Origin of the sequence: Candidatus Enterovibrio escicola (assembly GCF_002464935.1) — a bacterium.
In the GTDB taxonomy this organism is placed as follows: Bacteria; Pseudomonadota; Gammaproteobacteria; order Enterobacterales; family Vibrionaceae; genus Enterovibrio; species Enterovibrio escicola.
Window position 1 is genome coordinate 56405 of the sequence record NZ_NBYY01000002.1, and the last position, 12103, is coordinate 68507.

Sequence of the window (12103 nt, forward strand, 5' to 3'; positions counted from 1 at the left end):
CCTTGTGCACGTCAATAGTTTATTTCAAACGAATCAGATCGTGACTTGAACACTTAATTCATTTCTTATGCGAAACTCAGGTTAATTACAATACTCAAGTTAGTGAAGCGCTGGCAAATTTGGATGCGATTAACAAAGTCATAAGACTCGGCATGCCTGTTCGCCAGCAGATAAATTAAGACTGTAAGAAAGATTGAAATCAGTACGTTATAGGCCTGATTTAATCAACAATGCCAGAAAAATAGCTTCCAAAGAGTGGTTATTTTTGGCTTAAAATTTTGATAAAAAAGACACAGTATATTTGCAATAATTCTTACAGTATCAGCGATAACCTAAATCAAATGGGATAATGCTGTAGACTAGCCCTTCTTTGGCTTCACCGTTATACATGTAGCGGTTTCTTGCCTTACACTCAAACGTGGCATGTAGTTTTTCTGCAGTACGGATACTGGCAACGTTTTGGGGGTCCATCACTAACTCAAGTCGAATTAACAGCAAATGGTTAAATTCAAGGTTTTCTGCTACTTCAGTCGCCTCAGCCGCATATCCCCTACCTTGATATTTTGAGGTAATCCAATAACCAATATTCGCCATGTTAGCGACATTATCAATGCTCGATACATAGACACATCCCACCAATTCTTCAGTGATGCGTTCAAATGCGGCTAATTCATAACTGCTGCTTGTCAACCATCCTTGTCGACTGTGGTTTATCCATGATTCTGAATCCATATTGTCGAAGCTTTCATAACACCAGTCAAGCCAAGGGATAACAGTATCAACTGATTGACTTATCGCGTGCTTCAGAGGGATGATATCGCTGTTTTTTAACGTGCGAAGAAGTAGTCTATCAGTTCTAAACTCTATGTTTACTTGCGTAAATTCTCTAGGAAGTAAGTCTCTGTATTACACAAAAGTATGCCCCAAAGAATAGAGGTGGTATTATAAGTCATTCGACTTTTGTGACTTGAATAATCAGGCCAATGAGAGGGTGGTCTAGGTAATGAATTTCTCCACTCCGCATGTGGCGTTTTTGATCAAAGGAATAGGAATGCATATGTTTTTCAGTCGAGTAGCTACGCTTTGATTCCTGAAACTTTGCCAATGTCTCGTATTGTTTATTTCTAGGAACTATGTGTTGAATGATAGTGTCCTGCTTATCCAGCATCGGTGGGAGTATTATACTCGCGTTTTCAGGCATTTTATACTCACCAGCTTCCTGTAGTATAAGGTTAATTTCAACAAACAGGTAGTGTTGGACATATACGTGAATAAAACCATCTAGCTGAGACATTGGGTCGTTTTGATTTTCTATGCGGAGATGACTTTGTAGGGAGGCCCCTCTATCAAGAGGATGCCCAACTTGTGTCGTGCCATCGGTATGGAATTCATCACCATAGTCTTTACCCGCAGTTAACCGAAGCTTAGGCATGACATTTTTACTGCCATCGTTCTGACGCCATGCCATATGAAGAAGCGGTTTAAAATCTGTATGTACGGTAAGTTTATTATATGCTTCATGCAGTTTCCAATGCTTTTTTGGTAGAAAATGGAGACCTTTTGTCGCCAGAAATGCTGCATCAGAAAGGGATATCGCATTTGAGAAATTTATACTGTTTGGTGATACGGGCCAGTTTTCTTTGACCGTATTAGGATTTTGGTTTCTCTTGAAAACGATGATCTCAACATCGTACCACCGTTCAGCTAATGATGGTATACTAATAGTGAATAGCAGAAGAAAAATTTTCTTTTTCAAAACATTACTCCGTTTTGTTTACATCTTCTTCCTTAAAGGAATAATTAAGCTACAAAAAGATTATCAGCAAATTGCGTTAGTAGTATTTCGATAAATTTGACCCGCTCACCGCGATCTGTTAGTGCTTCTACGATCTTAAGCTTGGATGATCCATCAAAGTAGTAACGGTTAGGATGGGATTGTAACAGACCTATCAAAAAGTGGGGGTTAATCTGGGTGTTTTGTTTAAACTCAATCATACAACCTTTATCGTGAGCATCAATTTTCTTAATGCCCAATTTTGCTGCAGCCAGCTTGATTTGTTGAACCTTTAGTAGATCTTTAGCTGCTTTTGGAAGTAAGCCAAATCGGTCGACTAATTCCACCCGCATCTCTTCAATCTCATCTTTGGATTTTGCCACCGAGATACGTTTGTAAATCGAAAGACGTGTATTGACGTCAGGGATATACATATCTGGAAGTAGAGTTGGCAATCTAAGTTCTACGTCAGTTTGTTGGTTTAATTGTTCATATAATGATGGTTCCTTCCCTTCTTTTAATGCTTCAACCGCTTGTTCTAACATTTCCATATACAGGGTGAAGCCAATGGATTGGATTTGACCACTTTGGTCTTCTCCTAAGAGTTCACCCACACCTCGAATTTCCATATCGTGGGTTGCAAGAGCGAAACCTGCACCAAGGTCTTCCAGTGAGGAAATAGCTTCTAAACGCTTGATAGCATCTTTAGTCATGAGTTTTGGATGAGGAGTGAGCATATAAGCATAAGCTTGGTGGTGAGAGCGACCCACACGTCCTCGAAGTTGGTGTAATTGTGCCAACCCGAAATGATCCGCACGATCCATGATAATGGTGTTGGCGGTTGGAACGTCTATGCCTGTTTCAATGATGGTGGTACACACTAAGACGTTAAAACGTTGATGATAGAAATCAGACATAATACGTTCTAACTCACGTTCGCGCATCTGTCCATGTGCCACGGTAACACGTGCTTCCGGCACTAATACGGCCAGTTCATTTGCGGTTCTCTCTATACTATCGATATCGTTGTGAAGGAAATAGACCTGACCACCACGCATGATTTCTCGAAGCATCGCCTCACGAATGAGTGAAATATCGCGTTCTCTCATAAAAGTTTTTATCGCAAGACGGCGTGAAGGTGGTGTTGCAATAATCGATAAGTCTCGTATACCACTCATCGCCATGTTCAAGGTACGCGGAATGGGCGTTGCAGTTAGGGTCAGGATATCGACGTCCGATCTCATTGCTTTCACTTTCTCTTTCTGGCGAACACCAAATCGATGTTCTTCGTCTACAATGAGTAAACCTAGATCTTGAAAATGGACATAGCTTTGCAGCAATTTGTGCGTACCAATGAGAATATCAATTTTTCCTTCAGAACTATCGGCAAGTATTTGCTTTTGCTCTTTGGTTGACTTAAAACGAGAGAGTACCTCAACACGAACAGGATGATTTGCAAAACGGTCACGGAAGTTTTCGAAATGCTGCTGGGCTAGCAGGGTTGTTGGTACCAGTATCGCTACCTGCTTAATGTTGTTTACGGCTAGAAAAGTAGCACGCATTGCCACTTCAGTTTTACCGAAACCCACATCACCACAGATGAGTCGGTCCATAGCGATTGGTCGACACATATCTGACAACACGGCGTTAATGGCTTGTGCTTGATCGATGGTTTCCTCGAACGGAAAACCAGAACAGAAATCAAGATATTCTTTATGATCGTGTTTAAATGCAAAACCTAACTTGGTCTCTCGTTTGGCGTAGACATCAAGCAATTCAGCGGCCACATCGCGTACTTTCTTTACTGCTTTCTTACGAATCTTATCCCACACTTCACCACCAAGACGATGAAACGGTGCAGTTTCTCCTGTACCACAGCTGTATCGACTGATTAGATGTAAAGAAGATACGGGCACATAGAGTTTAGAATCGTGTCGGTATTCCAAGATGACGTACTCTGTTTCGATACCTCCGGTTTCCAGAGTTTGTAAACCAAGATAGCGACCAACGCCATGCTCAAGGTGAACAACAGGCTGTCCTTGCTGTAATTCAGCAAGATTTCGTATCAACGTGTTACTGATGACCCATGCCTTTTTATTGCTTCGTTGACGTTGTCGGATCACACGTGTACCCAGCAAGTTACTTTCGCAAATCAACGCAAATCTAGGCTGTTCAGAAATAAACCCAAACTCGGCCGGACCTATGATTAAGGAAAATTTAGAGGGAGATCTTAGAGCTTCATCAAGTGAATTACATACCATTGTATGTATTTTAATTTTGGAGAGTAAGTTAAAGATAGCTTCTCGCCTGCCTTCAGTTTCTACCGAAAATATCACTTTTCCTGAAAAGTGAGTGATAAATTCTTTGAGTGCATCAAGTGGCTCCTTCAGTTGATGATTAACTGTCAGTTTCGGGAGTGCTTTAACCGGTGCATTTTGACGTCCCGCTTTTGTCTCAGTGCTGTCCTGTTCAAGTTTAATGCGCGGATACGCTTTGAAAGCTGTAAACAATTCTTCAATAGATTGCCATAGTTCATTGGGTTTTAATAAAGGACGTAGTGGGTCGACACGGTGTTGATTGAAACGATACTCGGCATCATTTAAGAAATGACATGCGGCTGTTTCTAGATCTCCAGATGTTAGCAGGAGGGTACTATTTGGCAAATAATCGAATAGGGTTTCGGTTTCATCAAAAAATAGGGGTTGCCAATATTCAATTCCAGCAGGCCACATTTTTTTGCTGACTTGTTGATAAATGGATTCAGGATCGTGCCCTAGATCAAATCGTTCTCGCCAGCGACCACGAAAGCGTTCGACGGCGTCGTCGTCTGTAGGGAATTCATGTGCAGGGAGTAAATTAATCTGATCGAGTTTTTGCGTTGAACACTGGTTTTCTGGATCAAACTCGCGAATGGAATCTACGTCTTCATCAAAAAAGTCAATTCTGTAAGGTTGGTTAGATCCCATTGGGAACAAATCCAGAATAGAACCGCGACATGCATATTCTCCGTGCTCAATCACTTGATTAACATGACGATAGCCGGAAAGCTCAAGCTGATAGCGTATTTTTTCAAGCGAAATATGGTCACCTTTTTTGACGATAAGCGCATATTTAATCAAAAATGAACGTGGCATAATACGTTGTAGCAAGGTGCTAACGGGGATGATGATAATATTAGAGATCTGTTGAGGTAGTTGATAGAGACACGCGATGCGATCAGAAATGATGTCTTGATGAGGGGAAAAATTATCATAGGGTAGAGTTTCCCAGTCTGGGAATACATGGCACTTCCTGCCAGTAAATTGCTTGACTTCAGGTTGAAGTTTCAGCGCGGTTTGATTGTCAGGCACAACCAATAATATCCTTTTATGTTGTTGATCAGCAATTTGTGCAATAGCGAGAGGAAGTGCGGAACCTTGAAGGTTACCAATAATACGTGTATCTCCAGCTTTGTATGGAATAGTAAACTCAGAAAAAAATATGTTTTTCATAGGATTGTGGCTTAATTGTTTTTTTCTAGTGCATTTTGTCTAAGGAGTTTTTGTTGTTGATGTAAGGCTACTCGGATGAGAACGTCTCTGTCTTCTTCTTGCAATCTGGTATATTTAACACTAATTGTATACTTACCATTTTCTTCTTTACAACCATAAACGTTACCATAGCAGTAGATGGCAGAAGGTGGATTTTCAAGAAAGAGTTTGAGACGAATATCTTGGCCTTTTTCGAATGTTTTTTTCGCGGTAAAAGTCAAACTGCTTGCACCAAAGGTTTCTGTTTGGTATTCCTGTGTAGGATCATCTAGCTGAGAAAGCATAAATCCAAGAAGCAAGTTAATTTTTTCATTTTGAGAACGAAGAAACTTTGAGATTGCCTGTTTATCGTCGTACAGTGCATGAAGTTCTTTTTTAACTGTACTATCAATAAGACTACATTGATGGGCAATACGAAACGCGATAGGAATGTTTCGTTCGAACTCGATGTCAGAAGGAACGGCTTCATCATTACCCAAGAGCTCCACATTTATCTTGAGGTGTGCGTGTACCGAAAAATATTCGTTTTGACTCATAATTTATCCTGATACCTTATTAATGCGTTGATTATCACGCAGTCATCTCAATTCCTCAACCTGTAGCTAGTGTTAATAGCATTTTTCTTGCTATCAATTGCGAATCCTTACTGTAATAGAAAAAATGATGTAGACAACCGTACAAAGATTCAGCAGGTTGCGTACCCACAATGGCCTAAAGTCATAATCAACAGGACGATTTTGGTGAAAAACACACTAACTTTCTGTAAGGCATGCCGTATTGTAGCAATGTACTGTCCTTGAAGGTATTCCTTGACAGTACATTGAGGACTACTTGAGATACTGCAATGACAATTGCAGTATCATTGGTTATGTATTCAATAAGTTGAATCATTCGTCAGTATGACTTGCAACCAAGTTGTCTACTACTGCAGAAATCATTTGTCCTTAAAAGGGTTTCTAACCATGACAAAATTAATTTTATAGACGGAAATAAATTTATTGAACATACGACCTAACCATTACTAATTCAGTTTGCCTGTTTTTATTTAGAGAGTTTTCATTATGTTTTATCCGTTACCAGTGTTTATCGGTTTGCGTTACTTGAAAGGTTGTTCAGGTGATAAATTCGGTCGATTTATATCTTATATGTCGACCGCGGGTATCACCATTGGTGTGATGGCGTTGATCACCGTACTTTCAGTGATGAACGGTTTTGAAGGTCAGCTTAAAGACCGAATTTTGAGCGTATTACCGCAAGCGATCATCGCGGGTGATGCTAAGTTCCCACCGGATGCAAAAACTGTCGTCCAGTGGAAAGGTATTGTTGACACAGCGCCTATTGTATCCACCGATGTAGTTATTCAGAGTGCTATATCTCTTGGCGTGGGAAAGCTTTTCGGCATTGATCCACAAAACAAGGAACCTATCCGAGAATATATGATCCTAGGATCGATTGATAACCTAACCACAGGTGGTTACCGATTGGTCATTGGCCGTCAGACAGCAATACGACTTGATGTATCTTTAGGCGACAAGGTACGAGTAATTATCACCAGTGCGAGCCACTTTACGCCTATAGGTCGTATACCGTCACAACGCAATTTCAATATTGTAGGTATTTACGATACAGCGACGGATCTCGATGGTCAACTGATGTTCGCTAACATTAATGACGTGGTGCGATTGATGCGTCTTTCTCCTACACAACCTGCTGATATACGTCTGTTCATTGATGAACCCTTTGATGTACCTTCACTCAAAGTGAAAGCTGAATCACTGGGATATGAATGGTCAGATTGGCGGGAATTACGCGGTGAATTGTTTCAAGCTGTGAAAATGGAAAAAAATATGATGGGATTAATGCTAAGCCTGATTATTTTGGTGGCGGCATTTAATATCATTTCTGCGCTAATTATGGTGGTAATGGATAAACAAATTGAAATTGCTATTTTAAGAACACAGGGCATGCAGCAAGGTGACATTGTGTCCTTATTTGTTGTTCAAGGAGCTACTAGTGGTATCATCGGAGCTGTTTTAGGTGGTATCGTTGGCACATTGATGTCGCTGAAGATTAATGAAATCATGAATCTTTTAAATATCAACTTACTTGGTAATGATCTGTTACTACCCGTTATCATGAAACCTATCCAAGTTTTTTATGTTGTTGTGGGTGCGATTATTCTAAGCCTTATCGCTACATTATTTCCGTCGATTAAGGCATCATATGTCAGCCCTGCTGAGGTTCTTCGTTATGAGTAATTCCTTATTAACCTGTTCACAGGTTGTCAAAACCTACCAAGAAGGTATTGTGGAAACCCCCGTGCTAAAAGGTATTTCATTTTCTATTAATAAAGGTGAATTGGTCGCCATTGTGGGTACGTCAGGATCTGGTAAAAGTACACTACTTCATATTCTTGGTGCGTTAGATTCAGTGACCACTGGTTCCGTATACTTTGAAGGCAAAGACTTGGCAAAAATGAGTGCTTGCGATCAATCAAAATTTCGGAATAAAAATATTGGTTTTGTCTATCAATTTCACCATTTATTGAAAGACTTCACAGCGTTAGAAAACGTAGCGATGCCATTACTTATTGGCGGCGAGAGACCAGTGATAGCAAAACGGCGTGCCTTGGAAATACTGGAAGTTGTCAACATCGGACATCGTGCGGAACACCGCCCTTCAGAGCTTTCAGGGGGTGAACGTCAACGGGTGGCGATTGCTAGAGCGATAATAAATCGTCCATCGTTGGTGCTGGCAGATGAGCCAACAGGTAATTTAGATCAAAAAACTGCACTTGATATTTATAACTTAATCTGCCAATTAAACCATGAATTCGACATGGCATTTTTAGTCGTTACCCATGACCTAGAGTTAGCATATAAGATGGACAGGAAACTTTCAATGCTTGATGGCCTTTTTATTGAAATGAAAGAGGTAAAAACACATTGATTGAACCATTGGCGCTTTTTATCGAACGACGTTTTAATTATGCAAAACGGCGTAATAAATTTGTTTCGTTCATTTCAATATCATCAATGATTGGTATTTCCGTTGGCGTTATGGTGATCATTCTTGGTTTATCAGCGATGAACGGCTTCCAGCGTGAGGTAGAACAACGTATATTAGCCGTTATCCCACATGCACAATTGGAAGGGGTGAGTGAACCCATCGAGGCATGGAAGGAGATGTTGGATATGGCAGTATTGCACCCTCGTGTTGATGTAGGTGCACCGTATGTTACGTTTACCGCATTGCTTGAAAAAGGAGCAAACCTTAAACCCGTGCAAATTAAAGGTATCGATCCTCAGATGGAAATATCACTCACTAATATGGACAACTATGTTGTTGATGGAGGTTGGTCGACACTAGTAGCAGGTAACCACGCAATAGTATTAGGTAGGGGTATTGCTGAAGCATTGGGTGTTAATGTTGGAGAGTGGTTAACTATGTTAGTGCCCTCTCCTGATCCTGATTTAAAACTTCGTTTTCCAAAACGTATTCGTATGCAAGTATCAGGTATTCTGAACTTAGGCAGCCAAGTTGACCACGGGCTTGCGCTGATCGCCATACAGGATGCGCAAAAGTATCTAAAAATAGGAGATAAAGTATCAGGAGTTGCACTAAAACTTTCTGACCCGTTAAGAGCACGAAGTATTGTTCATGAGGTAGGGCAAACCTTAAGCCAGTATGTCTATCTCAAAAACTGGACGCAGGAATTTGGCTTCCTTTATCGAGATATTAAAATGGTGCGCGCCCTTATATATTTAGTTATGGTGTTAATCATTAGCGTCGCTTGTTTTAATATCGTCTCAACTTTGATGATGGCCGTGAAGGATCGAGCAGCAGACATTGCTGTTCTGAGAACTATGGGGGCTCAAGACGGTTTGATTCGATCGATATTCGTATGGAACGGTTTAATATCTGGGCTATTTGGTAGCATCATTGGTTCCGTTTTGGGATGGGTATTTGCTTATAATCTGACTAGCATAGTCATCTGGATTGAACGAATGACAGAGAAAAAATTATTGTCAGGTGATATTTACTTTGTTGACTTCCTCCCAACAGAGCCGCATTTGTCCGATGTATTAACGGTGTCACTGACTGCTGTGTTATTGAGCATGTTTGCGACGTGGTACCCTGCGCAACGTGCTTGTGAATTGTGTCCAATATCTGTACTAAGCGGTCGCTAATATATTATTTTCAGTTTTCTAGAATGAAAAAGCTATACCAAAATAAGGGTCGCGTTCTCAGTAAGTTGCTTTCGTCTAGAAAATCTCCCGCCATCATCTTAAGATGATAAAAAAGATTGGAAGCAGTGCTTTATAGGCCTAATTTAATAAACAACACCGTCTCTAAGTATTCTGGCAATCTGGCTAAAGTAATCACCATCAGCTAATCGTTGCTTAATATGAAATCTGGCATTGTCATTTAATTGTTTATTAGCCATGCACATCTCCAAGCCAAAAGAGGATGAGGAGAGTGTACTTTAGTCTGGCTGGCTCTCCTCTAGGTTCTGTATTTCACCTGACGGAGGGAGATATCGTAGATTGGAATTCCTCGTTTCAACATAACTGCAATTTTCTATCTTTTTTCCTCGGTCAACTACTGATCATTCAGGGTAGTCCTACTTGTTTCCTTGGAGAGAAGAGCGTAGCACTTTCGGTAGTTATCTTCCTCTTTTATATTAGACTATAATTGCTACAGTTATTATCTTAATTCAGGGGTATATTACCCACAGGTAATTTGGCTGTAGCTAGGCTTCAAGTGAACGAGTTCAATAATCAGATACAAGCTATGTAAAGTGGGTTCGTCCTCTCGGAGAGAGAATGTTGTCAAAGAAGCCTAAACTTCAAGTAATAAGACATATTAACGCATAACTTGCCGATATGAGACTCTTGGATAGTCGATCCTAAATTCTTAACAAACGAAAATAGCATCTGAATAAGGAGCCTTGTTCTGGGTCTATCACCCAGCGTTGTTCATGATAATTTCTGATTGATAGATATTTCCAGCTCATTATTATGGATTCGTCGAGGATATTGGAATTCACCTAAAAATAAGGTTTTTGATTAAAACAACGACACAAGAGATCTCCTAATTTACATCGAACCATTTTGGCATGTAAAACAGGAATCATCGGAGTATTTTGTTTGTCAGTGCTTCTCTTTTTTTAGCACATTAGTCAGATTTTTTGGTAAGCGTAATCGACGTTTTTTCCAATTTCTGATAACAGCATAACGCCAAATACCGCGCACTATAAAGTAACCTAGGAGTGAGAAAACAATACCTAAGATCAAGCTGCCAAGTAGGAAAGGTGGTCCTATCTTACTCATTTGATGCATCAAAAACCCTCCTGATAATTCGAAGTGAAAATGTTGTTCCGATCTATTAAGGAGAAATGAACCAAGTTTGTAAGCTCCGTAAAATATTACAGGCATAGTCACTGGATTTGTTATCCAAACTAAAGCGACGGAGAGTGGAAGATTTACCCCGAACATGATGGCAAGACCTGCCGCCATGATCATCTGGCAGGGAAGAGGTACAAATGCCATAAAAAGACCAACTGCAAATGCTCCAGATGCAGACTGACGATTAAGGCACCAGAGGTTTTGGTTGTAAAGTAAGTTACCAAACAAAGCAAGCGACTTGAACTTATGTATAATATCATTTTTAGGGAGATATTTTTTAATTATTTTTTTTGGCATATTTCTTCAGTTCACATGGAGTTGATACTCACATGGAGCTTATATTGGTTATTGTGATTGAAATTATTACCCTGAAAGGGTAACCGTAGACGCCGAAGACAGGCGTATCTATAACAATTATGTTTACACTTAGTAGTGCTCCGTAAATTTGTGTAATAGATGCTTATCGGAATCACCCACCATGGGCTATTTGTTAGTAATTTCTATTATTACAACCTTCCAAAAAAAATCGATTCGACATTTACTACTGGCAAATATACTACCATAATACGTGAGATTGGCAGTCTTTTTACAGGAAAAAGCGATTAAACAGACGTAATTTCTGGTATTAATACAGTGAATGGTCGCAAGTTAACCCCTGACTTCAGATCTGAAGTACGAGACTTTCCAATCAACTAATATTATTTCTTTAAAAATAATGGCAGGAGGCTTAAACTCTAAATATTTCTTAGAAAAATAATTGATCCCCGCTTGGGCAAAGGTAATAGCCCTCCGTTAAGTGAAATGCATAACCTAGCAAAGATTTAACCAAACTAAAATACACTCTCGCATCCTCTTTTTACTTGGAGATAAGCATGGATCATAAACAGTTAAATAACAAAGATAATATTTCATATTGAGCAATGATTGGTTGATGGTGATTCCTTTAGCCAGATTGCCCTAACACTTGTAGAGGCTCACTCTACTATCAGTCGAGAAATAAGGCTCGATATCCTAGATAATTATCACGGCGTATACTGTCATAATCTTGCATCAAAACAAGCTCAAAGAACCCACTCTAATGCCACGAACTGGCTGGTTTTTGTTATATTTCTGTTATATCTCTGAGAGAACTCAGGCGTCCATTAATGAATGTCTCAACACGCATATGTCACTAGATGTAATTAACCTTAGCTCTGCATAAGTGCTTGCTTATCAAACCTAATCATCTTGATGATCGGCTTCTTTAGTTGAAATGAATACGCGATAAGCCCCACCAGCAAGTTAACTATAAAGTCAATACAACTATGGTGCCGAAAGTGCTTATTTCTTTGTTGGATACTGGAAGAAATTAGGTGTCCTTCCCAGACAAGAAGGAAAGTTTAGCAAAAGCC

8 protein-coding genes and 1 pseudogene are annotated in these 12103 nt (G+C 39.9%); 4 read left to right on the plus strand and 5 right to left on the minus strand.

The features are described 5' to 3' along the window. Window positions 1-83 precede the first annotated feature (83 nt). Window positions 84-179 (plus strand): annotated as a pseudogene (locus BTN49_RS21575) (IS5/IS1182 family transposase); the annotation flags it as partial. A 142-nt stretch (window positions 180-321) separates the two neighbouring features. Here BTN49_RS21575 and BTN49_RS00870 read toward each other — a convergent pair. The 4 genes from BTN49_RS00870 to BTN49_RS00885 all read right to left on the minus strand — a co-directional run bounded on the left by BTN49_RS00870 (window position 322) and on the right by BTN49_RS00885 (window position 5840). Further along, complete coding sequence (locus BTN49_RS00870) at window positions 322-867, minus strand: GNAT family N-acetyltransferase (RefSeq protein ID WP_097355637.1); 546 nt, start codon at window positions 865-867, stop codon at window positions 322-324. 82 nt (window positions 868-949) lie between these two features. Then, entirely contained in the window at window positions 950-1756 is an 807-nt protein-coding gene (locus tag BTN49_RS00875) for a peptidoglycan binding protein CsiV (protein ID WP_097355638.1), read from the minus strand. 44 nt (window positions 1757-1800) lie between these two features. Further along, complete coding sequence (gene mfd / locus BTN49_RS00880; protein WP_097355639.1) at window positions 1801-5265, minus strand: transcription-repair coupling factor; 3465 nt, start codon at window positions 5263-5265, stop codon at window positions 1801-1803. 11 nt (window positions 5266-5276) lie between these two features. After that, a complete protein-coding gene (locus BTN49_RS00885) occupies window positions 5277-5840 on the minus strand; it encodes a PilZ domain-containing protein (protein ID WP_097355640.1) in 564 nt (187 codons plus the stop codon). A 525-nt stretch (window positions 5841-6365) separates the two neighbouring features. On the opposite strand from BTN49_RS00885, the gene BTN49_RS00890 reads away from it, so the two are divergent. The 3 genes from BTN49_RS00890 to lolE are packed head-to-tail and all read left to right on the plus strand — an operon-like array spanning window position 6366 to window position 9494. Further along, the gene (locus BTN49_RS00890) at window positions 6366-7562 is read left to right on the plus strand and encodes a lipoprotein-releasing ABC transporter permease subunit (protein WP_097355641.1); all 1197 of its coding nucleotides are present in this window, start codon (window positions 6366-6368) and stop codon (window positions 7560-7562) included. Continuing rightward, window positions 7555-8253 (plus strand): lipoprotein-releasing ABC transporter ATP-binding protein LolD, encoded by a 699-nt coding sequence (gene lolD, locus BTN49_RS00895; RefSeq protein ID WP_097355642.1) that lies wholly within the window; start codon window positions 7555-7557, stop codon window positions 8251-8253. The genes BTN49_RS00890 and lolD overlap by 8 nt, the downstream gene beginning before the upstream one ends. Further along, on the plus strand, window positions 8250-9494 hold the full coding sequence (gene lolE, locus BTN49_RS00900; protein WP_097355643.1) for a lipoprotein-releasing ABC transporter permease subunit LolE: 1245 nt from the start codon (window positions 8250-8252) through the stop codon (window positions 9492-9494). The genes lolD and lolE overlap by 4 nt, the downstream gene beginning before the upstream one ends. A 963-nt stretch (window positions 9495-10457) precedes the next feature. On the opposite strand, the gene BTN49_RS00905 is transcribed toward lolE, so the two are convergent. Further along, window positions 10458-11009 (minus strand): DUF2062 domain-containing protein, encoded by a 552-nt coding sequence (locus BTN49_RS00905; RefSeq protein WP_097355644.1) that lies wholly within the window; start codon window positions 11007-11009, stop codon window positions 10458-10460. Window positions 11010-12103: the final 1094 nt, after the last annotated feature.

What these genes read in the sequence shown, in the direction of transcription:
- mfd (WP_097355639.1), bottom strand. Translation starts at nt 5,265, where the DNA reads ATGAAAAACATATTTTTTTCTGAGTTTACTATTCCATACAAAGCTGGA.
- BTN49_RS00885 (WP_097355640.1), bottom strand. Translation starts at nt 5,840, where the DNA reads ATGAGTCAAAACGAATATTTTTCGGTACACGCACACCTCAAGATAAAT.
- BTN49_RS00890 (WP_097355641.1), top strand. Translation starts at nt 6,366, where the DNA reads ATGTTTTATCCGTTACCAGTGTTTATCGGTTTGCGTTACTTGAAAGGT.
- lolD (WP_097355642.1), top strand. Translation starts at nt 7,555, where the DNA reads ATGAGTAATTCCTTATTAACCTGTTCACAGGTTGTCAAAACCTACCAA.
- BTN49_RS00905 (WP_097355644.1), bottom strand. Translation starts at nt 11,009, where the DNA reads ATGCCAAAAAAAATAATTAAAAAATATCTCCCTAAAAATGATATTATA.